A 24596-nucleotide genomic window follows, 5' to 3' on the forward strand; every position below is an offset into this window, starting at 1 on the left:
AACACTTTTAATATGCTTTATTGCAATTAATATAACTTCTTCTTTTACAATTAATGTAACGAAGTCACAAGAAACATCTTGTAAAATGCCTTCCACTTTCTCTGGACCACCGCGATTAATTTTCACCCAGCAATATTTGAAGCTTAGAAGTAGTGCTTCAAAGTCGTCTGCACATTCGCAATCTTCCCAATCACAATCACTTGATCCACAGTCTTTTGCATTTTTCGTAATACTTTTCAGATGGCTAAGTTGATAGTAATAAAGCTCACCTTTTTCATTCTTCAATACGAAGTAGTCCGGACATACTGATATTATTGTTCCTTTTTGAGATTCTGGACCACCCCTGTTTACTCTCACAAAAGATCCAATTAAGTCTTTCAGAAAATCACAATGAAATAAACTCACGAGAAAACCCCTTCCATTAATTTATAAGCTTTTGCACTGATAGTATATGTATCTGTACAGGTTACGTTCTCTATGTTTGTCCTAGCTAGAAAAAAATATGCTTTTAACATGGTAGACTACTACCTATCAAAAATATAAGAAATTCTGCGTGCCCATTAGGATTTTGATACATTTAAACAAAAATCCCGTATGAAGATACATTTCTGCATATCTTCATACGGGATTTCCCAAAGTTTAGTCTTCGTCTTTAACATCCATATCTTCTGGAATTGGTTCATTTAATATTTCTTCCACTAACTGCTTATATTTCTCCATTTGTTCTAAATGTGTATTGAATTGTTCTTTATTTACTAAATATTGCTCTCCATCGAATAGCGCACGAATTTTCTTTTGCTGAATTAACTCTTCAATATACGATTTCGGTAAATTCAAATACTCCGCAGTCTCTTCTACTGTTATATACAATGCGTTCATTCCTTTATTATTTTTTCATCTATACTGTATCTTACTTTACTTTATTTTTGTAAACAAATAAAAAAGATTTTGTAAATGCAGTTCAAAAAGCAGGTAGATGCATTCCATATATTGTATAGTATTATATAGTAAGAATTTTTTAAATATAGAATGGTATTACCCATTTACACAAAGGAGAGTTAACATATGGCTACTCGTCACATCATTACAATGTTAGAAAAAACACTACAAGTTGAAACAGAAAACACAATTTCTCATTTGAATGTATCTTTATCTGATCGTTTTCTTTCTCAAAGCACAGCAATACATGAAAACAATTGTTATCATACAATTGGTGAATGGTACAAAAATCATTTCTTATTCCAACAAGATGATTTCCTTTGGGCTAAATATGCTTTCTATGACGCATATTGTGAAGCCATCAAAAAACAAGGCCATCTTACAAAACGCGTCCGTCAAATATTAGAATCATTGGCTCGAAAACATGGAAAACAATATATTGCTTCTATACTAAATATGCCATTTCCTAATGAACGCGCTAAAGGGACAGCGTAATTTAGCCATGTTCTGCGTAAGCAAAACATAGCTAAATTGTTTTCTAGGATGCTTTACCAATAAAATGTTCATATCATATGAACTGATGAAACCGGTGTCATTATAATGATTGAAAATATAGTAAACAGGAAAACCCCCACGTACATCTCTCATCCATTTGAATAGAGAAGTATGTGGGGGTATACTTGTTCCTTATTATTTCATCATCTGTTTAATCAGTTCTCGATTTCTCTTCTTAAATACTTCATTATGAGAAGAAACCATTCCGTACTCACTTGCATCTGGTTGGATAAATTGCTTTGCTTTATTCACAGCATTTCCAGCATCTTGGAATGCACCTGCAATTAAGTGTAGTTTCCCTTCGTGCTTTAAAATATCTCCAGCAGCATATAATCCATCTACTGAAGACTCACTATTTGCATTACCTGCAATATAATAATTATCTATAATCGCAACGTCTAACTCACTATTTTCTAATAATGTAATGTCACGTTCATATCCATGATTAATAATAACTTCATCAATAGGTAAATGAGAAACCTCACCTGTTTCATGATTTGTCAATTCTACATATTCGATCGCTTCATGATTATCACCAGCAATGAGTTTTGTAATCGATGTATTAAAGAAACACTCCGCCGAGCTGTTCAGCAGTTGTTTTACTTGTGCTTCATGACCAGATAATTCTTCTTTTCTATATGTTACATACACTTTTTTCGCAATTGGTTCTAATTCATTTGCCCAATCAACCGCAGAATTTCCTCCGCCGGAAATAATGACCGTCTTACCTTTGAAACGCTTTAAAGATTTCACTGTATAATTTAAATTAGATACTTCAAATCGCTCAGCACCTTCAATTGATAACTTTTGAGGTTTCAATATACCACTTCCAGTTGCGACGATAACTGTTTTTGAAAAATGTTCTTCGCCATTGCTTGCTTTTAACGTAAAAGTGCCATCTTCGTTACGAATAATCGATTCTACTTTTGTATTTAATACCACTTCTGGCTTAAATGTTAGCCCTTGCTGTACAAGTTGTTCAATTAATTTATCACCTGTAACTGGCAGCAGCCCTCCTACATCCCAAATCATCTTCTCTGGATAAACATGTATTTTTCCACCTAACTGTGGTTGAAATTCTATTATTTTCGTTTTCATCTCTCTGAGTCCACTATAAAAAGCTGAATAAAGCCCTGCAGGTCCTCCGCCTATCACAGTTACATCAAACAATTCTTCTTGATTCATTCGTGTCACTCCTCAGCTACTAGTCATTGATTATCATTCTCAATAAAATATAACCTGTTTCCGCAAAATTTACAATCAAAATTACTATTGACAATACACCTATATAAAATTATATTATTTAAAGAATCAATAGTGATAATCATTATCAATTTGTTAATAATTAGCAAATTGAGATTACATCTTCTTTCATTAATATGGTTAATACTATATTATAAAATCTCATATTCAAGATTTTTAATAAATTATTTTGCATTACCACTACTCTTTCAAAAAGATTACAGTTAAACAAATTATTGTATACACATATCATCTATGTTAAAGGAGAAAGACGATGAAAAAGTTATTTATTTCACTAACAGTTCTTTTCGTTCTTGTTATGAGTGCTTGTAGCAATGGCTCTACAGACAAAAAGAACGATGCAAAAGGTAGTAAATCAGAAACAATTACATACCAATCTGAAAATGGTAAAGTAGAAGTTCCTGCAAATCCAAAACGCGTTGTTGTATTATCATCATTCGCTGGTAACGTAATGTCATTAGATGTAAATCTTGTTGGGGTAGATTCATGGTCTAAACAAAACCCACGTTTTGATAGCAAACTTAAAGATGTTGCTGAAGTATCAGATGAAAATGTTGAAAAAATCGCTGAACTAAATCCAGATTTAATCATCGGTTTATCAAATATTAAAAATGTCGATAAGTTAAAGAAAATCGCTCCTACTGTAACATACACTTACGGAAAAGTTGATTACTTAACACAGCATTTAGAAATTGGTAAGTTATTAAACAAAGAAAAAGAAGCAAAAACTTGGGTTGATGACTTCAAGAAACGTGCACAAGAAGCTGGTAAAGAAATTAAAGCAAAAATCGGTGAAGATGCAACAGTTTCTGTTGTAGAAAACTTCAACAAACAGCTTTATGTATACGGCGAGAACTGGGGCCGCGGAACAGAAATCCTGTACCAAGAAATGAAATTAAAAATGCCTGAAAAAGTAAAAGAAAAAGCATTAAAAGAAGGTTACTACGCATTATCTACTGAGGTATTACCGGAATTTGCTGGTGATTACTTAATCGTAAGTAAAAATAAAGAGACTGATAACTCATTCCAAGAGACAGAATCATATAAAAACATCCCAGCAGTAAAAAATAATCGCGTATATGAAGCAAACATGATGGAATTCTATTTCAATGATCCACTTACATTAGATTTCCAACTAGACTTCTTCAAGAAGAACTTTCTTGGTAAATAATACAAACATGAGGAATTCTTAATTTAAGAATTCCTCTTCCTTTATTCTATGAACAGAAAAGATGTGAAACGAATGACAAAAGATCATGAAAATCCACGTTCTATAGCTTTTACATACAAACTAATTTTAAGCTTAATTGCATTCTTTCTTATTTTTATGGTTGCAATGGTATTAGGTGCTGCAGATACTTCGATAAAAGATGTATGGTTAGCACTCACTTCCTCCGCTAAAGGAGACAAAATATCTATTATTCGAGAAATACGTTTACCACGTGAAGTTGCTGCTATTTTTGTAGGAGCTGGATTAGCCGTTTCTGGAGCGATTATGCAAGGATTAACACGAAATCCACTTGCAGATCCTGGTTTATTAGGGCTATCTGGTGGAGCAAATGCTGCGCTTGCACTGACACTTGCTTTCAATCCTTCCATCAGCTATCTTTACTTAACATTAGCTTGCTTTATCGGTGCGGCAATTGGCGCAATCATGGTATTTGGAATTGGTATGGTGAAAAAAGGCGGCCTTTCTCCTCTTCGAATTGTATTAGCGGGCGCTGCAGTTTCCGCATTTCTACTCGCAATTTCAGAAGGAATCGGCATTTATTTTAAAATTTCACAAGATGTATCACTTTGGACTGCTGGGGGCGTAATTGGAACAACTTGGAGCCAATTAAAAATTATTATTCCAGTCATTTCAATTAGTATCTTTATCGCTATCTTACTAGCAAAAAAATTAACAGTTCTTAGTTTCAGTGAGGAAGTGGCTATTGGACTTGGTCAAAAAATTATTGTTATTAAAACTATTTTATTTATCATTATTATCTTACTTGCAGGTGCATCTGTAGCGCTTGTTGGAAATATGGCATTTATCGGTTTAATGGTACCTCACATGGTACGCCCAATTGTCGGTCCAGATTACCGATTTGTTATACCGATGTCAGCAATTGCTGGAGCTTCCTTTATGCTACTTGCAGATACAATCGGACGTACTATTAACGCTCCGTACGAAACACCAGTTGCGGCAATTGTCGCGATTGTAGGGTTACCATTCTTCCTATTCATTGTACGTAAAGGAGGAAAAACATTCTCATGATGCAATCTATTCTAAGAAAACAACGTCTTATTATACTCGCTTTACTAATACTGACCATCACCACCATTGTAGTTGGAATGGGACTTGGTTCAGCATCTTTATCTTATGATCGACTACTCCCAACATTAATGGGACAAGGGACTTTTAAAGAGGAGTTTGTTTTATACTCTTTAAGACTACCTAGAATTGTGATTACATTATTAGCTGGTATGGCTCTCGCTTTATCAGGGGCTATATTCCAAGGAATTACTCGAAATGATTTAGCTGAACCTGGTATTCTCGGGATCAACTCTGGGGCCGGTGTTGCTGTTGCTATTTTCTTTTTATACTTTCCAATAGATGTAGGTTCATTTCTTTACTTACTACCAGTCGTTGGATTTATCGGGGCTTTTCTGACAGCTGTTCTAATTTACGTATTTTCATATAGTAAATCAACTGGGCTTCAGCCAATCCGACTAACATTAACCGGTATTGGTTTTTCATTTGCACTATCTGGAATGATGATTGTCCTTATTTCATCCGCTGATCGTATGAAAGTGGACTTTATCGCCAAGTGGATTGCCGGAAACATTTGGGGAGATGACTGGGTCTTCGTTTTAGCAATGCTCCCATGGTTAATCGTATTAATTCCGTTCGTTTTCTATAAAGCAAATCGATTAAACATTCTAGCATTAAACGAGCCAGTCGCAATCGGTGTTGGAATTGAAATTGAAAAAGAACGCAGATACTTATTAGTTGCAGCCGTTGCGCTTGCAGCTGCAGCTGTTTCCGTAACAGGAGGAATTAGCTTTATCGGACTAATGGCTCCTCATATCGCGAAATCTTTAGTAGGTCCAAGACATCAAATTTTCATGCCTATTGCCGTTTTAATCGGCGGATGGCTATTGCTATTAGCAGATACAATTGGCCGAAACATCGTTGAACCTAACGGCATCCCAGCAGGTATTGTCGTTGCTTTAATTGGGGCTCCTTACTTTATGTATTTGTTGCTTAAGAAAGCGTAAAAAACACCCTCAAGATCTTTTCTTGAGGGTGTTTTTGTTTCATTCTACTGCTGCCCATACCCTTCAAACTTCTTCGCCAAATTCTCCATCTCATCTTCTGGCAAAAGCTTCGGTTCTCCGACGCTTTTCGTTTGATAATAAATTTGAGCACAAAACTCAATCTCTTCTGCAACAGTAAACGCCATTTTTATATTATTTGCACCAGCAATTAAACCGTGATTTGCAAGTAGCACAGCACGACGATCAATCATGCCTTCAAAAGCAGCATCCGCTAATTGCTTCGTACCAAATGTTTCATACGGTGCACAGCGAACATTCGGGCCTGCGAAAGCAATTAAATATGAAACAGCAGGAAGCTCCCATCCTAATGACGCAATCGTCTTTGCGTAAGGAGAATGTGTATGCACAAGCGCATTTATATCTTCACGATTTCTATAATAAATAAGATGCATATCTAGTTCGCTTGATGGCTTTCTCTCTCCCTCTACCACTTCACCATCTAAGTTTAATATAACTACATCTTCAGGTTTTGTTTCATAATACTCTAAACCACTTGGACTAATCGCAACAAGACCTTGTTCGCGATTGAAAATACTAATATTACCCCCAGTCCCCTTTGTTAAACCACTAGAGATCATTTTCTTTCCATACGCTACAATTTCTTCTCTTTCTTTTTGTAATAACATATACATCCCCCTAAGTATGAAGCTTATGATGACTGACTTTTATATTTATCTATTTATTGAAATAGCTTTTTTAAATTCTCCGTAAACGGTGCCTTTACAATCCCTTTTTCTGTAATAATCGCTGTTACATTTTCATATGGAGTAACATCAAATGCTGGATTATATACTTTACTTTCTTTCGGAGCTGAATATTGTCCGAAACGATTAATCACTTCAGAAGCATCCCTTTCTTCAATCGGAATTTCTTTTCCTGTCGGTGTTTTTAAGTCGATTGTTGGTGTTGGCGCTGCTACATAAAACGGAATGTTGTAGTATTTAGCTAAAATAGATACGCCTAATGTGCCAATTTTATTTGCTACATCACCGTTTGCTGCCACGCGGTCACATCCAACGATTACAGCATCGATTTTTCCTTGTGACATGACCATAGCTGCCATATTATCCGTAATGACAGTAACATCAATTCCCGCTCGCTGTAGTTCTAATGCTGTTAACGTTGAACCTTGTAACCTAGGACGAGTTTCATCTGAATAGATTTTTAAGTCCCATCCTTTTTCTTTCGCTAAGTACATTGGTGCTGTCGCAGTACCATACTTAGTCGTCGCTAACGCACCAGCATTGCAATGTGTTAATACTCCCATTTCATCATGGAATAATGTTAATGCATGCTCTCCAATTTGACGATTAATTTCTTCATCTTCTCTATGAATCTCTTTTGCCTCTTCTAGTAATCTGTCTTTCAACTGGACGATTGATAAGTGCGCGTTCTCTGTCGCTATCGCTTCCATTCTTTCAAGTGCCCAGAATAAGTTTACTGCCGTTGGCCTTGATGTTGCCAAATATGCACATACCTTTTTGACTTCCTCTATAAAGTCTTCCATCTTACTTTGAATAACTTCCTTTGTTCCTAAATACACACCGTACGCTGCCGAAACACCAATTGCTGGTGCTCCTCGTACTTTCATTACTTGAATGGCATCCCACACACTTTCAGCTGTCTTGAAAGATTCATAGACAACCTCATTCGGTAATAATGTTTGATCTAATAAAACTAAAGCATCATCTTTCCACTGAATGGGTATTAATTGCTCTTCCATCATATTCTCCCCTTACTTCGCGTAGTGCATTGACTGTTCTTTTAACGTTTCTACAAAACGTGCACCCGTTCTATATTGATTCGCTCGTAAAATAAAACTCTTCGCTACTTGAAGACAAATTCGCTCCGCTCTAGCACGTGCTTCCTCATTCTCAATACAAGTAATATCTTTTACTTTCGCTAATCCAACAATACGGCGAATTAATTCCAGACCTGTCACTGCAGCCGTATCCTCTAATACAGATTGTAAATATACTTCGCTAAAGCCTTCTTCCTTCGCCATAATCTCGGTCACATGAATATCCCAAGCATCTAAAAACTTCTTCTTAAATAAATCAATTACCTCTACCATCGTAGTTTGTAACCAATCCATATACGTATCTTTCTCCGCTCCAGGTGGTATCGTTGCATCTGCATTCACCCAAGCAAACATTAAATTCGCCATTACATTCCCAACGTCATATCCCATAGGTCCATAAAAAGCAAACTCAGGATCAATAACCTTTGTAGAATCATCTCTTACAAAAACAGAACCAGTATGTAAATCACCATGAAGTAATGCCTGTGCATTCGTCATAAAAGAAAATTTACGTTTCGCTACTTCCATACGAAGCTCTTTATCACTATAAATATGTTCCCTAATCCATCCCTCATTTAACGGAAATAACTCATTACGCTTATTATGATTGGTAAATGGTTCTGAATATACGAGGTCCTCTGTAATCTCACATAATTCAGGATTTATATAATTCTTCACAAGTTCCTTCTTCTCTTTATGATTCATTACAACATCCGATGTTAATAAAAGTGTATTTACCATAAAAGTAGTTAAATCATCCGCAAGCCTCGGAAATATTTGATGATTTATAAGTGCTGTACGTAATATTGTGTGATCCGATAAATCTTCCATTACGCAACAATTCATCACACTATCAAATAAATACACCTTAGGAACAAGTCCGGGTGCTAACTCATCCTCTAACTGCAAAACATCTGATTCTATACGAATACGGTTTGTCGACAACTTAAACTCATCTGAAATGCGAGCTGTATCCCCAGCTTGCTTTACGATGACTGACATGTTCTCTTTTTCATCCCAAACGCGGAACACATAATTTAAATTGCCATCACCTATTTCTTTACACTGTAACTCCTTTGCATGTTCAAACTTAGACAATTTCTCTTTCACATATGCAATCACATCTTTAGCTTCCATTAAAAAATACTTCGTGAACTTAGACATGGTTTCCCCTCCACACTAATTGTAAGCGTTTTCTAAAAGCTATAAAAAATAATAGGTTGAATTTTTTCATCCTATAAATATGTATTCTTCTTTTTGAAAGATATATCTAGGTTTTATTATATCTTGTTAGCACTTTGAGTCAATGTTTCTAACTATCATCTTAATATACTTCCTAATTATATATTTGAGATGACAAAAATTGTTCAAAAAATTTCCGATTCATTTTATTTTATTTATCACAAAATTCTTTGTAAAATAGAAGTAAGCAGTTCCTTTTCAAAACCACAACTTCTAAGAAATATTTCCTTCCTAAAAAATTAAACTTACACACTATCTCTAACATACACACTAAACTTTTCAAACACTCATCTAAAATTTATAGACTTAAAATTACCTTTCTATTCCCTGATAGCCTTAATTGAGAATAAATATTAATTAAATTGGAATAAAGTTGGTTTATTCGCTTGACAAAATAACCAATTCTATATGATAATTAATATCGAATTAGAATTATTATAGTTAATTAAAATATATATTTTATGAGCACACTATTTTTTGATGCTCAAACCAACATTTAGGAGGAATTTTAACATGTTATTAATCGGCACAGAAGTAAAACCGTTTAAAGCTAATGCTTACCATAATGGAGAATTTATCCAAGTTACTGACGAAAGTTTAAAAGGAAAATGGAGTGTAGTTTGTTTCTACCCAGCTGACTTCACATTCGTTTGCCCAACTGAACTTGAAGACTTACAAAACCAATATGCAACTCTAAAAGACTTAGGCGTTGAAGTATACTCTGTATCTACAGACACTCACTTCACTCACAAAGCATGGCATGATAGCTCAGAAACTATCGGCAAAATCGAGTACATCATGATCGGTGACCCAACTCGAACAATCACTACAAACTTCAACGTTTTAATGGAAGAAGAAGGTCTTGCTGCTCGTGGTACATTCATCATCGATCCAGACGGCGTTATCCAATCTATGGAAATCAATGCTGACGGTATCGGCCGTGACGCAAGCATTCTTGTTAACAAAATTAAAGCTGCTCAATACGTACGTAACAACCCAGGTGAAGTTTGCCCAGCTAAATGGCAAGAGGGTTCTGCAACACTTAAACCAAGCCTTGACCTTGTAGGCAAAATCTAAGGAGTTCGATCAAAATGATACTAGATGCAGATATAAAAACACAACTATCCCAATACCTTCAGTTAATGGAGAACGATATTTTACTTAAAGTAAACGCAGGAGACGATAACGTATCTAAAGATATGTTAGCTCTAGTAGACGAATTAGCTACTATGTCATCTAAGATTACAGTAGAAAAAGTTGAATTAGAGAGAACACCAAGCTTTAGCGTAAACCGCCCTGGTGAAGACACTGGTGTCGTATTCGCTGGTATTCCATTAGGACACGAATTTACATCATTAGTGTTAGCTTTACTACAAGTAAGTGGACGCGCTCCAAAAGTTGAACAAAAATTAATCGATCAAATTAAAAACATTCAAGGCGAATATCATTTTGAATCTTATATCAGCCTAAGTTGTCATAACTGTCCTGATGTTGTACAAGCTCTTAACGTAATGAGCGTTCTTAACTCTAGTATTACACATACTATGATTGATGGCGCTGCATTCAAAGAGGAAGTAGAAAGCAAAGACATCATGGCAGTACCAACTGTTTACCTAAACGGCGAATCTTTCGGAAGCGGTCGTATGACACTTGAAGAAATTTTAGCTAAAATGGGTAACGGTCCAGATGCATCAGAGCTTTCTGATAAAGATCCATACGATGTTCTTGTTGTTGGTGGCGGCCCTGCTGGTGCAAGTGCAGCAATTTACGCAGCACGTAAAGGCATCCGCACTGGTATCGTTGCTGAGCGCTTCGGTGGTCAAGTAATGGATACTATGGGCATTGAGAACTTCATCAGCGTAAAAAAGACTGAAGGTCCTAAGCTAGTAGCAAGTCTTGAAGAGCACGTAAAAGAATACGATATCGATGTAATGAATCTACAACGTGCGAAACGTTTAGAGAAAAAAGAACTTATTGAAGTGGAACTTGAAAACGGCGCTATTCTGAAAAGTAAGAGCGTAATCGTTTCAACAGGTGCTCGCTGGCGTAACGTTGGCGTACCGGGTGAAGCTGAGTTCAAAAATAAAGGTGTAGCATACTGCCCACACTGTGACGGTCCATTATTCACTGGAAAAGACGTAGCAGTTATCGGCGGAGGTAACTCTGGTATTGAAGCAGCTATCGACTTAGCAGGTATTGTTAAGCACGTAACTGTTCTTGAATTCATGCCAGAATTAAAAGCTGATGCTGTATTACAAGAGCGTCTTAACAGCTTACCAAACGTAACTGTTCTGAAAAACGTTCAAACGAAAGAAATTACTGGTACTGATAAAGTAAACGGTATTTCTTACATCGATCGTGAAACTGAAGAAGTTCATCACGTTGAATTACAAGGTGTATTCGTACAAATCGGTCTTGTGCCAAACACAGACTGGTTAGGCGAAACAGTTGAACGCGCTCGCGGTGAAATCGTAACAGACAAGCACGGCGCTACAAACGTACCAGGAGTGTTTGCTGCAGGTGACTGTACAAATAATCCGTACAAACAAATCATCATCTCTATGGGTTCAGGTGCAAACGCAGCTTTAGGTGCATTTGATTACTTAATTCGTAACTAATAAAAAAACAGGTGCCTTAGCACCTGTTTTTTTACCTTAATGTATAAACTAAAAACCTCTCATTCCCATTCTTCTCATAAGCACCTGGCAATCTAACTTCTTTCTTCAGCTCAAACGCAGTCTGATTTTCTAAGAAGAAAATATAGTCCTCAGAAGGATAATATAAAATAATATCCACTTCTCTCCCCGTTTCTTCTACCGAAAGCAAAATGTTATTTACTACATTCATAAACACTTGTACAGAAAATGGATTAAAAAAATAAAACCTATTATCATGCGGATCAATCTCATATTCCTGCGCTAAACAACATTGGAACTGGATTTTCCCCTTACTGTTTCGTGTCTTTCGTGCATAACGATCTCGATTATCCATCGCTTCTTTATAAAACTCTTCATTCATTTCAATTCCAACTGCTGATGCACCAGATTTATGATGCATATAAAAGTTTAATCTTCCTTTTCCGCACCCAAAGTCTACAATTCGGTCGCTACTTCGTATTTCATATTGATTCAGTAACTCATCTAATCCGCTATAGGGCGTCGGTTCATAGCGGTGATAATGCATAGACTTGTTAAACCCCTTTTGCTCACCGACTGTTTTTATATGTAAAACTGCATCGTAATATTGTTCGTTCATTCGTTTTCTCCTATTAAAAAATGGTACTTATTATTATACACCATGTACTGGAGATTCATTTTTAATCAAATTAATAGGTACGTGAAATTATATTAACGATTTTCTTAATATATCTATCGTAACTTCAAATATATCAACGATTTTTCAAATATATCGATTTACCGACAATCCACGACAAAAAAACAGGAGCTCTCTAGCCCCTGTCTTCTAACACTTTCAATACAGTTTGTTTCAATATTTCTACTCCATCCATAATACAACTATGATCAAACCTCATATACGGATGGTGTAATCCAGGTTGTAGGTCTGCTCCTAGTCCAAGCATGACAGCTTTTAAATGTGGTCTTTTCACTGTGTAATAATGGAAATCATCGCTTCCTGTCGTATAGAGAGGTCCCGTACATCTCTCTTCCCCATACACTTCGATAATACCTTTACGCATAAAGCGCTCTGCTTCTTCGGAAACCTCTGCTCCTGGTGCAAGATCCATCCATTCATATGAAGTTTTCGACCCCATCGATGCAGCTGATTCTATTACATGCTCAATCTTTTCCTTTAATTCTTCTAATAGTATATTACTCTCTGCTCTTACATCTAAACTGAAATGACCATTTCCCGGAATGATATTTAAATTATCGCCACCAGCTTGGCATCTCGTCATTTTTACTGAATAGGAACTTTGCGGTGGCAACCAAATATTTTTCAAACCGATATTAATCATGGAAATGACATCAATTGCATTCACACCTTGGTGTGGTCTCGCCCCGTGTGCATCCTCCCCATGAATCATCCCCTCTAAAAATCCAGCTGCTCCATGGCGAATAGATGAGGCTCCTTGTTTCAAAGATAGTTCTTCAATCGGTCTTAGATGGACACCAAATAAGAAATCAGCATCATCTACAGCACCTTTCTCCACCATCTTCAAAGCACCATTACCCTTCTCTTCTGCCGGCTGAAAAATAAACCTAACCGTACCACTTTTCCATCTCATATTTTTCAATTGTAAAATAACTCCCATTACAATGGTCATATGAGCATCATGACCACATGAATGGTTCGCTTTAAATTCTCCATCTACTTCTTGCCAAAGTGCATCCATATCAGCACGAATCGCAATAACTGGATTCCCGCCTCCAATCTCAGCAATTACACCTGGACAATCATCAAATGTTCTATATGAAATTCCTTCTTCTTTTAAAAAGTCAGTAATATACGCTGTCGTTTCATATTCTTTCCAACTTACTTCAGGGTTTTCGTGTAAATGCTGAAAAATCTCCGTTAAGCGCTCTTGTAGTTCTAATGTTTTCAACGTTCCAGTCTCCTTCCCAAATTATAAACCATCAGGTTAATTATACTTATGAAAAACAGATGTTTTTATGAACATATTGAATTTTAAGAAAAAAGTCAATTGTTTATTTTTAAATACGATCGACAACTCACTTCATAACGATAGAACATTCCTTATTTTCTGTTTTTATGTTGACGCTTACATAAACTTTTAGTTATCATAACCTAATAAACGTCTATTTTACGACAATTCTAAAAATACAAACAAACATACGTAACAAGGAGGAACTTTATGAAAAAAGAAATACCTTTTGGAATAGCGATTATCCCTATTATCATTACCGTTGCAGTTATGATGGTTACAATTGTTGTATTAAAACAAAGCCCTCACGTTCCACTTATTATCGGTACAACCGTTGCTTCTATTGTCGCTTGGCGTTACGGTTACAAATGGAATGATCTTGAAGAAGCAATGTATAAAGGGATTCGTCTTGCATTACCCGCTATCGTCATTATTATTCTTGTTGGCTTAACAATTGGTGCTTGGATTGGCGGTGGAATTGTCGCAACGATGATTTATTACGGTTTAAAACTTTTAACTCCATCACTATTTTTAGTTTCCATTACTGTCATTTGTTCTATCGTTGCATTAGCGATTGGTAGCTCTTGGTCTACAATGGGTACAATTGGTGTTGCTGGAATGGGAATTGGCCTAAGTATGGGAATTCCAGCTCCAATGGTTGCTGGTGCCATTATTTCAGGCTCTTATTTTGGCGATAAAATGTCACCGCTTTCAGATACAACTAACTTAGCCGCAGGATTAACAAATACAGATTTATTCGCACACATTCGTCATATGTTATTTACTACAGTTCCCGGTTTAATTATTACTCTTATCGTATACGCGGTCTTAGGAAGAAGCTTCGGCGCTAACAATATTGATGCGAAGAGCATCGATCAAACGTTACAAGTATTGCAACAAAACTTTGTTATCTCACCTTTCCTACTCATTATACCCGTAGCCGTTATGGTATTGGTCGCTAAAAAGGTTCCTGCCATACCAGCCATTCTCGTCGGTATTATTTTAGGATTCTTATCACAAGTCTTTATTCAAGGTGGTTCTGTCTCAGCATCTGTCGGTGCACTCCAAGCTGGATTTGTTATAGACACTGGAAACAAGCTAGTAGACGAACTATTTAACCGCGGTGGCTTAGATTCGATGATGAATACAGTCTCTATGACAATTGTCGCTATGACTTTCGGAGGAGTATTAGAACATACAGGTATTCTTCGCTCAATTGTAAATCAAATTTTAAAGTTAGCGAAATCAGCAAAAGGGCTTATCGCTTCTACTATCGCATCTTGTTTTGCAACAAACCTTACTTGCTCTGAACAATATATTTCAATTGTTGTCCCTTCAAGAATGTACGCAAATGCATACACAGAAAAAGGACTACATTCAAAAAACTTATCCAGAGCATTAGAAGATGGCGGAACATTAACTTCTGTCTTCGTTCCTTGGAATACGTGCGGTGTATTTATTCTCGCTACACTTGGCGTAGGTGCATTTGAATATGCTCCTTATGCTATTTTGAATTTCATCGTACCTATTATCTCAATCATTTATGGTATAACAGGTTTCACAATTGTAAAACTATCAGACATTGAAAAAGCAGAACTGCTAAAGAAACAAAAAGCTCAACTAGAAGCTTAAAAATAGCGGTAAATTCAGTTCATATAGTGCGCGAGGTCGCCCTTGTTGATAGGGCATTTCCTCGCCGCAAATATGAGCATACCCGTAATCAACTAATTTCTTTAACAACCTTTCTGTCGATCTTCGAGTCACTTGTAAGTACTCAGAAAGGTCAGCTGCTGTAAATTTCAATGACGGATGCGATTGACTAAATTGAATAATTTTTGACAAGTTGGCCGGACTAAGCTTCGTTTCCTTCGCTATTTTCATTAGTTCCGGATTATCATTTTTCAAACTTTGTACTCTCTGTTCTTTCGGGAATGGACCAAACAAATCTTTATCACTTGTTAGTATATAAAAACAACGATCTATTGGATTATTCTTTGCAAAACTTTGAGCAATTTTTGCATTTTGCTCCGCTTCTTTCACGGTTTTTCCATAACCAAATCCAATAGCTATCGTTCCTTCTACACTCGCAAACAAGTTATCTATCGCATTTGTTTTAATAATTGATTCGATATCACCACGAGTTGTATACAAAATGCATGTCATTTCATCCACTTGTTTAAATGAACCACGTAGTTCTTTTGAAATGACATCTAGTTTTTCAAGCAAACTCGTTCGTAATTCTAAGGACGAAATAATACAAGTACCAACAGTAGCTGAATAGCTTTTTGCTAACTCAGCTTTTATTTTTGCATCTTTTAGCCCATGTATAATGGATTGTGCTGGATCAATCATACGCTCTGAAGGAACACCCATTTTTTGAAGCTCGTCGTAAACAGCGTGAATACTAGTTAAAGCTAAATGAGCTTCTCCAGATTGATATTTAGCTACATGAAAATCGATAACTCTATTTATTTCATCTTTACTCCACAGCATATTTTCATAATCCAACACTTGCGGACTTTCTTTTATACCGATATCATGGAACACATTTGTAATAAACGAGCGGTCTACTAAATCGATGGAAATGTTATGTGGTTGAATACTTTGATGATACATGATAGAAAGAATGGAAGATGCGACAGTTGTCTCGTCTTGCTGTAAGTATGTACTTGGAATTCGTAATTGTTCTCTTACTTCTTTTGCCATATAATAAGGTAAAGCACCTGAGAAAAAGATGACATCACAAGGCTTTAGACACTTTAATAGTTCAGAAGATTCTGCCGGATGAAGGTAAATATAGGAATCAATTTCTATTCCTTCTAATTTTTGAGCAATAGGAAAAAGGTTATCCATAAACTCCTTTGAACCGACAACTGCAATTTTTATCATCATTTTCTCTAACTCCTTATCATTAATTAACGACTATTTAACGTCAACTATATCAAATGTATAAAACTATTGTAAAACAGGAAGGAGTTTCTATTCAATGAAAATTACAGCTATTCATCTTTACGCAATTCGTTTACCGCTTCGCAGTCCGTTTGTTATTAGTTATGGCTCTTATTCTGATATGCCCTCTATTATCGTCAAAATGGAAACAGATGAAGGTATTATCGGTTACGGTGAAGGCGTTGCTGATGATCACGTCACAGGTGAATCATGGGAAAGTACTTTCCATACTTTAAAACATACGCTAACCCCTGCTCTAATCGGGAAAAATCCAATGAATATCGAAAAAATACACGACATGATGGACAATACAATTTACGGTGTTCCAACAGCGAAAGCCGCAATTGATATTGCTTGTTTTGATATAATGGGCAAAAAACTAAATCAACCTGTATATCAATTAATTGGTGGGCGCTATCATGAAGAATTCCCTGTCACTCACGTTTTAAGTATTGCCGATCCTGAAGATATGGCTGAAGAAGCTGCTTCTATGATTCAAAAAGGTTACCAATCTTTCAAAATGAAAGTTGGTACGAATGTAAAAGAAGATGTGAAACGTATTGAAGCTGTACGAGAACGTGTAGGAAATGACATCGCTATTCGCATTGATGTAAACCAAGGCTGGAAAAATAGCGCGAACACATTAACAGCACTGCGTTCATTAGGACATTTAAACATTGACTGGATTGAACAACCTGTTATCGCGGACGATATTGATGCCATGGCTCATATTCGTTCTAAAACAGATCTCCCGCTTATGATTGATGAAGGACTAAAAAGTTCTCGTGAAATGCGCCAAATTATTAAATTAGAAGCTGCCGATAAAGTGAATATAAAACTAATGAAATGCGGCGGCATATATCCAGCTGTAAAGCTCGCTCATCAAGCTGAAATGGCCGGCATTGAATGCCAAGTGGGATCAATGGTCGAATCCTCTGTTGCCTCTTCCGCAGGATTCCATGTCGCTTTCTCAAAGAAAATCATTACGAGCGTAGAGCTAACAGGACCATTAAAATTCACGAAAGACATTGGAAACTTACATTACGATGTACCATTCATTCGCTTAAACGAAAAGCCGGGACTCGGCATTGAAATAAACGAAGATACACTACAAGAACTAACCGTCTTTCAAGACGTTGTACGCTAAAGGAGGACTATCATATGACGGTTCTATACGAAGGAACATTAAAACAAAATAACGAATCATTTCACGTTACATTACTATCACTAGAGCACATCGAACAAATTTTATCACTACAAAACATTGTAGTTGAAGCACTAGAAGATAAAAGTCGTTTACAACCACTCTCACAAGAAGAATTTCAATACATTCTAAAAGGAAACGGCATGATGATCGGTGCTTTTATCGAAAACGAACTCATCGCATTTCGCGCTCTACTCGTCCCGCCTATCGATGATGAACATTTAGGGCTTGATATTGGTTTGCCAGAAAGTGAACTACACCGCGTCATCTATCAAGAAATCTCAAACGTTCATCCGAACTGCCGAGGAAATGGTATGCAAAAAATATTAGCAAACGTCATCATGGACGAATTGCAAAAAGAAGATAGCAAACATGATTATGTATGCTGCACCGTTGCTCCTTTTAACATCCCGAGTTTGAAGGATAAATTTGCGCAAGGGATGGAGATTGCTGTGTTGAAGGAAAAATATGGTGATAGTCTGCGGTATGTTTTTGTGAAGAAATTGCGCGGAGATAATGAAAGAGATTGGACGGATGTTCAAAGTATTCTAATGAGTGATGCTAGTGGACAGCAGGCTTTGCTTTCGGAGGGGTATCGTGGGTATGAGATGGAGAAAACAGCAGATACTTTCATTGTGAAGTTTGGGCGATAATCTATATACTCGAAAAGAGGAGATGTCTGCTGTGATCTCTTCTCTTTTCGATTTGTTGAACAATCCTGTGGTAAATGAAATTATATCAACGATTTTTAAAATATATCTATCAAAACTTACAATATATCAACGATTCGACAAGAAATATCGATTTACCGACAAAAATTGATATCCCTTCCTAAACCGTCATCTTCCAACTAGATAAAGCTAACCAGTTCTCCATTTCCTTATAATCAGGCATTATCTTCCCGACAAGACGCCAAAAAGAGCGATCATGATTTAAATGAACCATATGACACATTTCATGAACGACTACATAGTCAATTACTCGCTGTGGTGCCATTGCTAGCTTCCAATTGAATGTTAGTTGTAAATTCGAATCGCAAGTACCCCAAGTACGACTACTATCTGTAATACGAATAGAACGTGGTTTTGTTTTGAAATTACTTTGATGCGCTTTAATACTCTTCTCTACTAAAGATTTACACTGCTTATAGTAAAATCGTTTTAAAGCTTGCTGTATTTTCTCATCCTTTAGCTCTTTTACATAAATATGTAACTTATCCCCTTCAAAAATCGCATTGTCTTGCTCAATGCTTGCATCTTGGGAAATCTGTATCGGATACGTATTCCCTAAATACAAAAAGCCCTCTCCTTGATCATAATCCTTTTCCTGTGGTCCATGCGCTCGCTCCGCCATTTCCTTACGAGTTGTCTGAATCCAATCCCACTTCTCCTCTAGCAACTGGACTAAGTATTCAACAGGTGTCCCTTTCGGAGCCTGCACTTCCACATTTCCATACGAATCTACAAAAAGACGCACGGACTTTTTCTTCTTATAAGTTATATGAAAATTAATTGTCTCACCTAAATATGTATGTACCATTTCATCACCTAGCGTATTATTTTACAAATAAAAAAGAGTAGGATACAAACGTCCTACTCTACCTATTATATCATTTACTGCTTTAACGAACTCATTATCCTCTATACTTTACACCTAATCCCTTAATGAAATTCCTTGCGTATCTATCGCCGCACTCTTTGTAATTTTTATGACCTTTTTTTCTTAATAGAGCGCCTAACTCTCCTTTTGTTACCGTAACGCCTACGCTATCTAATATATCAAGTACATCCTCACTCGTTAAAGATAGTGCGATTTTCATTTTCTTTAGAAGAAGGTTATTGGCACTCTCCTTACTCTGTACAGGTGCAGGCTGCCCTGGTTTCGGATCTTGCTTTCCTCTTTTTAAAGTAATAAATCCATTGAAAAATGCCTCTAACATCATCATATCGCATGTTTTTACGTACTCATCTTCGATTACATCCGCATCTTCAGCTTCATGCTGAGGAGCTCTCTTTATTTTTGTAAGCATATCAACTACGTCTTCTTTCGTTACTTCCATCCCGCCGAGTTTAAAGATTTCCACCATATCTATATCTCTTATATCTAAAGCGTATCGTACTCTTTTTAATATATCGTTGTTGCTCATTGCCATTGGGTTTCCTCCTGAAATGTTGATTATTTATTCAGCAGTTAAAGTTTATCCTATAACGTGCTTTAAATTATCATGTTTAAATCTAACCTTTTAGTTATTGTCCGCTAAATTAATACTTTAACATTTTAAAGATATGTTTTATAGTCTTACCCGAACTTTTCTCTATCATTGTATCTACAGAGATCTTACGTGTTTTTTATATGCCTTTAAAAAGATTTCTCTCTTAACATTAACTAAAAGAAAAAAACAGTGCTTTGATTTCTCAAATACACTGTTCTTTTCCAGCTCTACGCTTATTTTCAACTCACTCATGTCATACACTACATATGAAATGATTTAACTGCTTAAAAGTTAAACCGTCTCACTATCCTGAGCAACACCAACACTATCCTCAAACTTATCCAACAAAGCACGCACCTCATTGGTCGATTTCGTACTCATCAATTGATTTCTCAATTCCGCAGCTCCTGGGAAGCCCTTCACATAAATTTTGAAGAAGCGGTGAAGTCCTGTGATTGAGCGTGGCAGTACTTCTGCATATTGATCTTGAAGATCAAGTTGTAGTCTTAAAAGATCTAGATGTTCTTTACTGCTATGCTCTCTTGGCTCTTTTTCAAAAGCAAATGGATTTTTGAAGATGCCTCGTCCGATCATTACGCCATCAATGCCGTATTTTTCAGCAAGTTCCAGTCCCATTTTACGATCAAGGATGTCTCCATTGATTGTTATTAACGTATTTGGTGCGATACGGTCACGTAATTTTTTAATTTCCGGAATTAGTTCCCAATGCGCATCTACTTGGCTCATTTCTTCTCTTGTGCGTAAATGAATAGAAAGGTTCGCAATATCTTGTTTGAAAATGTGCGTTAACCAATCTTCCCACTCGCTTAACTCTTTAAAGCCAAGTCTTGTTTTTACGCTGACAGGTAGTCCGCCCGCTTTTGCTGCTTGGATAAGTTCTGCTGCAACGTCTGGACGTAGAATAAGACCACTACCTTTTCCTCTTGATGCTACATTCGGTACAGGGCAGCCCATATTAATATCAATGCCTTTAAATCCTAACTCTGCCATACCAATACTCATTTGACGGAAATATTCAGGATTATCTCCCCAAATATGTGCCACCATTGGCTGTTCATCTTCTGTAAAAATTAAACGACCACGTACACTTTTCATACCTTCTGGATGACAATAGCTATCTGAGTTTGTGAACTCTGTAAAGAATACATCTGGACGACCAGCCTCACTTACTACGTGACGGAAAACAACGTCTGTCACATCTTCCATTGGTGCAAGTACGAAAAATGGTCGTGGTAATTCACGCCAAAAATTATCTATCATTTCAAATTCAAATCCTCTCACTATGAATACAATTTCAAAATCTCAATTTATAATTTGTGAAAATCAGCAATATTTATTTTAACTAAAATCGCTTATGAATGGTATTTTTGTAAACCAAAAAGCAGGTGGTATAGATTTTTTCTATATCAACTGCTTTCCTATTATACTAACTTAAGCCAAGCCACACACTCCACATGAGTCGTATGCGGGAACATATCAACAGGCTGTACTTCCTGTGTTTTATATCCGCCTTCTTCTAGTACTTTTAAGTCACGTGCTAATGTTGCTGGGTTACACGATACGTATACGACGCGGTTTGGCTTCATGTCGATGATTGTGTTTAGTAATGCTTCGTCACAGCCTTTACGCGGTGGATCTACGACCATTGTGTCGGCGATTACGCCTTCTTTGTACCATTTTGGAATGACTACTTCTGCTTCTCCTACGCCAAATTCAGCGTTTGTCATGTTGTTTAGTGCTGCGTTTCGGTTTGCGTCTTCGATTGCTTCTGGGACGATTTCAACGCCGTACACTTTTTTCGCTTTTTGCGCTAGGAATAACGAGATTGATCCGATTCCGCAATAGGCATCGATTACTGTTTCGTTACCATTTAATTTTGCGTATTCTAACGTTTTATCGTATAGCACTTTCGTTTGTTCTGGGTTTACTTGATAGAATGAACGTGCTGAAATCGCAAATTTAATGTCACCGATAAAGTCATAAATATATTCTGATCCGTACAGTACTGTCGTTTTATCTCCGAAAATTACATTCGTACGCTTCGTATTTACGTTTTGAACAATCGATTTTACTTCTGGGAATTTCGCTGCAATTTCTTCAATAATTGCTTTTTTGTTTGGTAGTTCTGCTGTACGTGTAATGAAGACAAGCATAATTTCCCCTGTTACTTGTCCGTAACGAGCCATTACGTGACGAAGTGTTCCTTTGTTACGCTCTTCGTTGTACGCAGTGATACCGTGCTTTTCACAAATACGTTTTACTTCTTGAATTAATGTATCGTTTTCTTCTGCCTGAATTAAGCATGATTCCATATTAATGATGTCATGCGTTCCTTGACGATAGAAACCAGCTACAAGCCCACCTTCACGTTCTCCGATTGGTACTTGTGCTTTATTGCGGTATACCCACGGGTTCTTCATACCAAGTACAGGATGAACAGGAACATCGCCTAGTCCTCCGATGCGCTGCATAACGTCACGTACTTGCTTTTCTTTCGCCTGTAATTGTCCTTCATAAGTTAAGTGCTGAAGCTGACAACCGCCGCACTGGTTATATACCGGGCACTCTGCATCTTTACGATATGGACTTTCTGTATGAAGCTTCATTAAACGACCAAATGCAAAGTTTTTCTTCACTTTAATAATTTTAATTTGCGCTTCTTCACCTGGTAATCCGTTTTTAACGAAAATAGGATAGCCCTTTACTTTCGCAACACCGGCACCATCATGTGTTAAATCTTCAAATACTACATCTATAAACTCGTTTTTCTCAACTGGTGGCGTCATTTTAGTACTCATTTTCCGACCTCTCTTTTTCATAACACTGCGTTACATTTTATCATACTTATATGGTCTTTTTCTATTGGAAGAAAAAAAGCTATTGACGATACTTCTCTGTTAATGTTACGCTACTACTAATTTAATACGGACGATGTTACCTCATATATACTTGATAATATGGATCGAGAGTTTCTACCCGGCAACCTTAAATTGCTGGACTATGGGGAAAACTAATGAATATTAGCCTATGCGTAAAAAAGGACTCATATTGATTAGCTTTCTCTCATAGATGAAAGTGAATCCATATGGGTCTTTTTTTATTTTTATTTTTCTAAAAGGTCAGACATCTTACGTATGACATAAAACCTCGTTCTTTTATTTTTAGTAATATAACGAACGTTTTATGTACAAACTTTATACGAACTTCTGAAAGGGGCAACTACATGCAATATGTAATGAGCATTATCGGTATTCTTGCCGTGTTAGGTTTATGTTTTGCTTTGTCAAACAACAAAAGTAAAATCAACTTCCGTGCAATTGCAATTATGATTGGTTTCCAAATTTTAATCGGTTGGTTTATGTTTGCTACAAAGATTGGTCAACAAATCATTATTTTCATTAGTAAAGTTTTCAACAAACTAATTAAACTTGGTACGACAGGTGTCGATTTTCTCTTTAATGGAATTCACAGAGATTTTGTCTTTTTCTTAAACGTATTATTAATTATCGTATTTTTCTCAGCACTACTTTCAATCTTTAGTTATTTAGGTGTTTTACCATTCATCGTTCGTGTTGTCGGCGGTGCAATTTCAAAAATTACTGGTTTGCCGCGCGTTGAGTCATTCCACGCAGTAAACTCTGTATTCTTCGGTTCAAGTGAAGCGTTAATCGTCATTAAAAACGATTTACAGCATTTCAATAAAAATCGTATGTTTATCATTTGTTGTTCTGCGATGAGCTCCGTTTCTGCTTCTGTTACAGCATCATACGTAATGATGTTAGATGCAAAATACGTACTAGCAGCTCTTCCGCTAAACTTATTCTCAAGCTTAATCGTTTGTTCGTTATTAACACCAGTTGATACGAAAAAAGAAGATGAAGTGATTCAAAAATTTGATAGAACTCTATTCGGAGACAGCTTTATCGGCGCAATGATTAACGGTGCGCTTGATGGTTTAAAAGTAGCTGGTATCGTTGCCGCATTAATGATCGCCTTTATCGGTGTGATGGAAGTTGTAAACTACGTAATTAGTGCAGCTTCAGGCGCAATGGGACATGCTGTTACTTTACAACAAATCTTCGGTTACGTACTTTCTCCATTCGCATTCTTAATGGGTATTCCAACTCAAGATATTATCCCAGCTGGTGGTATTATGGGTACGAAGATTGTTTTAAACGAGTTTGTAGCAATCCTTGATTTAAAAGACACAGCTACAACATTAGCTCCACGTACAGTTGGAATCGTTACAGTATTCTTAATTAGCTTCGCAAGTATTAGCCAAATTGGTGCAATCGTTGGTACAATCCGTGCCCTTTCTGAAAAACAAGGAAGCGTTGTTTCTAAATTTGGTTGGAAAATGCTATTTGCATCAACACTTGCTTCTATTTTATCTGCAACAATCGCTGGATTGTTTATTTAATAAAAAATCACCTTACTTTAACGAGTAAGGTGATTTTTTTGA

At 36.5% G+C, this 24596-nt stretch carries 23 protein-coding genes and 1 riboswitch; of the genes, 10 read left to right on the plus strand and 13 right to left on the minus strand.

The window, feature by feature from the left end; genetic code table 11:
• Together MR160_RS11020 and MR160_RS11025 are read right to left on the minus strand one after the other, a co-directional pair.
• The coding region (locus tag MR160_RS11020; RefSeq protein ID WP_242297339.1) for a spore coat protein at positions 1-405 on the minus strand (405 nt) is incomplete at its 3' end.
• 234 nt (positions 406-639) lie between these two features.
• A complete protein-coding gene (locus MR160_RS11025) occupies positions 640-879 on the minus strand; it encodes a helix-turn-helix domain-containing protein (RefSeq protein WP_001998970.1) in 240 nt (79 codons plus the stop codon).
• Between the two features lie 186 nt (positions 880-1065).
• Between MR160_RS11025 and MR160_RS11030 the strand changes: the two genes are divergently transcribed.
• Positions 1066-1434 (plus strand): hypothetical protein, encoded by a 369-nt coding sequence (locus tag MR160_RS11030; RefSeq protein WP_000235474.1) that lies wholly within the window; start codon positions 1066-1068, stop codon positions 1432-1434.
• Between the two features lie 195 nt (positions 1435-1629).
• On the opposite strand, the gene MR160_RS11035 is transcribed toward MR160_RS11030, so the two are convergent.
• Positions 1630-2679 carry an NAD(P)/FAD-dependent oxidoreductase gene (locus MR160_RS11035; protein WP_001070938.1) on the minus strand — a complete coding sequence of 350 codons (1050 nt, stop codon included), beginning with the start codon at positions 2677-2679 and terminating at the stop codon, positions 1630-1632.
• Between the two features lie 331 nt (positions 2680-3010).
• On the opposite strand from MR160_RS11035, the gene MR160_RS11040 reads away from it, so the two are divergent.
• The 3 genes from MR160_RS11040 to MR160_RS11050 are packed head-to-tail and all read left to right on the plus strand — an operon-like array spanning position 3011 to position 6021.
• Positions 3011-3928, plus strand: coding sequence for an iron-hydroxamate ABC transporter substrate-binding protein (locus MR160_RS11040; RefSeq protein ID WP_000732570.1), 918 nt, complete (start codon positions 3011-3013; stop codon positions 3926-3928).
• Between the two features lie 48 nt (positions 3929-3976).
• On the plus strand, positions 3977-5017 hold the full coding sequence (locus tag MR160_RS11045) for a FecCD family ABC transporter permease (protein WP_002153558.1): 1041 nt from the start codon (positions 3977-3979) through the stop codon (positions 5015-5017).
• Positions 5014-6021 carry a FecCD family ABC transporter permease gene (locus MR160_RS11050; protein ID WP_000983742.1) on the plus strand — a complete coding sequence of 336 codons (1008 nt, stop codon included), beginning with the start codon at positions 5014-5016 and terminating at the stop codon, positions 6019-6021. Before MR160_RS11045 ends, MR160_RS11050 begins: the two co-directional genes overlap by 4 nt.
• Positions 6022-6065: 44 nt before the next feature.
• Here the strand turns inward: MR160_RS11050 and MR160_RS11055 are convergent, their stop codons facing one another.
• From MR160_RS11055 to mtnK, 3 genes are read right to left on the minus strand one after another with little or no spacing between them, the layout of a single operon-like run.
• Positions 6066-6707, minus strand: coding sequence for an L-fuculose-phosphate aldolase (locus tag MR160_RS11055; protein ID WP_000926560.1), 642 nt, complete (start codon positions 6705-6707; stop codon positions 6066-6068).
• Between the two features lie 53 nt (positions 6708-6760).
• Positions 6761-7804, minus strand: a complete 1044-nt coding sequence (gene mtnA, locus MR160_RS11060) for an S-methyl-5-thioribose-1-phosphate isomerase (RefSeq protein ID WP_242297341.1) — start codon at positions 7802-7804, stop codon at positions 6761-6763.
• Between the two features lie 12 nt (positions 7805-7816).
• A complete protein-coding gene (mtnK, locus tag MR160_RS11065; RefSeq protein ID WP_086389656.1) occupies positions 7817-9046 on the minus strand; it encodes an S-methyl-5-thioribose kinase in 1230 nt (409 codons plus the stop codon).
• Positions 9047-9637: 591 nt separating this feature from the next.
• On the opposite strand from mtnK, the gene ahpC reads away from it, so the two are divergent.
• On the plus strand, positions 9638-10201 hold the full coding sequence (gene ahpC, locus MR160_RS11070) for an alkyl hydroperoxide reductase subunit C (protein WP_000924420.1): 564 nt from the start codon (positions 9638-9640) through the stop codon (positions 10199-10201).
• Between the two features lie 14 nt (positions 10202-10215).
• A complete protein-coding gene (gene ahpF, locus MR160_RS11075) occupies positions 10216-11742 on the plus strand; it encodes an alkyl hydroperoxide reductase subunit F (protein WP_242297343.1) in 1527 nt (508 codons plus the stop codon).
• Between the two features lie 31 nt (positions 11743-11773).
• Here ahpF and MR160_RS11080 read toward each other — a convergent pair whose 3' ends face one another.
• Together MR160_RS11080 and MR160_RS11085 are read right to left on the minus strand one after the other, a co-directional pair.
• Entirely contained in the window at positions 11774-12379 is a 606-nt protein-coding gene (locus MR160_RS11080) for an SAM-dependent methyltransferase (protein WP_242297345.1), read from the minus strand.
• Positions 12380-12572: 193 nt separating this feature from the next.
• Positions 12573-13688, minus strand: coding sequence for a M20 peptidase aminoacylase family protein (locus MR160_RS11085; RefSeq protein ID WP_000853510.1), 1116 nt, complete (start codon positions 13686-13688; stop codon positions 12573-12575).
• 270 nt (positions 13689-13958) lie between these two features.
• Between MR160_RS11085 and nhaC the strand changes: the two genes are divergently transcribed.
• Entirely contained in the window at positions 13959-15380 is a 1422-nt protein-coding gene (gene nhaC / locus MR160_RS11090) for a Na+/H+ antiporter NhaC (RefSeq protein ID WP_000711513.1), read from the plus strand.
• Here nhaC and MR160_RS11095 read toward each other — a convergent pair.
• Positions 15369-16640 (minus strand): transcriptional regulator, encoded by a 1272-nt coding sequence (locus MR160_RS11095; RefSeq protein WP_097980823.1) that lies wholly within the window; start codon positions 16638-16640, stop codon positions 15369-15371. The genes nhaC and MR160_RS11095 overlap by 12 nt on opposite strands.
• A gap of 94 nt (positions 16641-16734) precedes the next feature.
• Here MR160_RS11095 and MR160_RS11100 point away from each other — a divergent pair, with 94 nt between their 5' ends.
• Together MR160_RS11100 and MR160_RS11105 are read left to right on the plus strand one after the other, a co-directional pair.
• Complete coding sequence (locus tag MR160_RS11100) at positions 16735-17844, plus strand: mandelate racemase/muconate lactonizing enzyme family protein (RefSeq protein WP_000704500.1); 1110 nt, start codon at positions 16735-16737, stop codon at positions 17842-17844.
• Between the two features lie 14 nt (positions 17845-17858).
• Positions 17859-18554, plus strand: coding sequence for a GNAT family N-acetyltransferase (locus MR160_RS11105; RefSeq protein ID WP_242297347.1), 696 nt, complete (start codon positions 17859-17861; stop codon positions 18552-18554).
• Between the two features lie 178 nt (positions 18555-18732).
• Here the strand turns inward: MR160_RS11105 and MR160_RS11110 are convergent, their stop codons facing one another.
• The 4 genes from MR160_RS11110 to rlmD all read right to left on the minus strand — a co-directional run bounded on the left by MR160_RS11110 (position 18733) and on the right by rlmD (position 22932).
• Entirely contained in the window at positions 18733-19440 is a 708-nt protein-coding gene (locus tag MR160_RS11110) for a M48 family metallopeptidase (RefSeq protein WP_000233754.1), read from the minus strand.
• A 94-nt stretch (positions 19441-19534) separates the two neighbouring features.
• Entirely contained in the window at positions 19535-20053 is a 519-nt protein-coding gene (locus MR160_RS11115) for a YehS family protein (protein WP_001251723.1), read from the minus strand.
• 351 nt (positions 20054-20404) lie between these two features.
• A complete protein-coding gene (locus MR160_RS11120) occupies positions 20405-21394 on the minus strand; it encodes a tRNA dihydrouridine synthase (protein WP_000566714.1) in 990 nt (329 codons plus the stop codon).
• A 161-nt stretch (positions 21395-21555) separates the two neighbouring features.
• Positions 21556-22932 carry a 23S rRNA (uracil(1939)-C(5))-methyltransferase RlmD gene (gene rlmD, locus MR160_RS11125; protein WP_000105032.1) on the minus strand — a complete coding sequence of 459 codons (1377 nt, stop codon included), beginning with the start codon at positions 22930-22932 and terminating at the stop codon, positions 21556-21558.
• 121 nt (positions 22933-23053) lie between these two features.
• Positions 23054-23155, plus strand: a riboswitch (purine riboswitch).
• 202 nt (positions 23156-23357) lie between these two features.
• Between rlmD and MR160_RS11130 the strand changes: the two genes are divergently transcribed.
• The gene (locus MR160_RS11130; RefSeq protein WP_001200491.1) at positions 23358-24554 is read left to right on the plus strand and encodes a NupC/NupG family nucleoside CNT transporter; all 1197 of its coding nucleotides are present in this window, start codon (positions 23358-23360) and stop codon (positions 24552-24554) included.
• The last annotated feature ends 42 nt before the right edge of the window (positions 24555-24596 follow it).

The organism is Bacillus cereus group sp. BfR-BA-01382 (assembly GCF_022663475.1).
Lineage (GTDB): Bacteria > Bacillota > Bacilli > Bacillales > Bacillaceae_G > Bacillus_A > Bacillus_A thuringiensis_S.

Coding starts and splice junctions, on each gene's coding strand:
- MR160_RS11115 (WP_001251723.1), bottom strand. CDS start 20,053: ATGGCAATGAGCAACAACGATATATTAAAAAGAGTACGATACGCTTTA.
- MR160_RS11095 (WP_097980823.1), bottom strand. CDS start 16,640: ATGATGATAAAAATTGCAGTTGTCGGTTCAAAGGAGTTTATGGATAAC.
- MR160_RS11105 (WP_242297347.1), top strand. CDS start 17,859: ATGACGGTTCTATACGAAGGAACATTAAAACAAAATAACGAATCATTT.
- MR160_RS11045 (WP_002153558.1), top strand. CDS start 3,977: ATGAACAGAAAAGATGTGAAACGAATGACAAAAGATCATGAAAATCCA.
- nhaC (WP_000711513.1), top strand. CDS start 13,959: ATGAAAAAAGAAATACCTTTTGGAATAGCGATTATCCCTATTATCATT.
- MR160_RS11025 (WP_001998970.1), bottom strand. CDS start 879: ATGAACGCATTGTATATAACAGTAGAAGAGACTGCGGAGTATTTGAAT.
- MR160_RS11130 (WP_001200491.1), top strand. CDS start 23,358: ATGCAATATGTAATGAGCATTATCGGTATTCTTGCCGTGTTAGGTTTA.
- ahpF (WP_242297343.1), top strand. CDS start 10,216: ATGATACTAGATGCAGATATAAAAACACAACTATCCCAATACCTTCAG.
- ahpC (WP_000924420.1), top strand. CDS start 9,638: ATGTTATTAATCGGCACAGAAGTAAAACCGTTTAAAGCTAATGCTTAC.
- MR160_RS11120 (WP_000566714.1), bottom strand. CDS start 21,394: ATGATAGATAATTTTTGGCGTGAATTACCACGACCATTTTTCGTACTT.
- MR160_RS11040 (WP_000732570.1), top strand. CDS start 3,011: ATGAAAAAGTTATTTATTTCACTAACAGTTCTTTTCGTTCTTGTTATG.
- MR160_RS11030 (WP_000235474.1), top strand. CDS start 1,066: ATGGCTACTCGTCACATCATTACAATGTTAGAAAAAACACTACAAGTT.
- MR160_RS11035 (WP_001070938.1), bottom strand. CDS start 2,679: ATGAATCAAGAAGAATTGTTTGATGTAACTGTGATAGGCGGAGGACCT.
- rlmD (WP_000105032.1), bottom strand. CDS start 22,932: ATGAGTACTAAAATGACGCCACCAGTTGAGAAAAACGAGTTTATAGAT.
- mtnK (WP_086389656.1), bottom strand. CDS start 9,046: ATGTCTAAGTTCACGAAGTATTTTTTAATGGAAGCTAAAGATGTGATT.
- MR160_RS11110 (WP_000233754.1), bottom strand. CDS start 19,440: ATGGTACATACATATTTAGGTGAGACAATTAATTTTCATATAACTTAT.
- MR160_RS11055 (WP_000926560.1), bottom strand. CDS start 6,707: ATGTTATTACAAAAAGAAAGAGAAGAAATTGTAGCGTATGGAAAGAAA.
- MR160_RS11080 (WP_242297345.1), bottom strand. CDS start 12,379: ATGAACGAACAATATTACGATGCAGTTTTACATATAAAAACAGTCGGT.
- mtnA (WP_242297341.1), bottom strand. CDS start 7,804: ATGGAAGAGCAATTAATACCCATTCAGTGGAAAGATGATGCTTTAGTT.
- MR160_RS11100 (WP_000704500.1), top strand. CDS start 16,735: ATGAAAATTACAGCTATTCATCTTTACGCAATTCGTTTACCGCTTCGC.
- MR160_RS11050 (WP_000983742.1), top strand. CDS start 5,014: ATGATGCAATCTATTCTAAGAAAACAACGTCTTATTATACTCGCTTTA.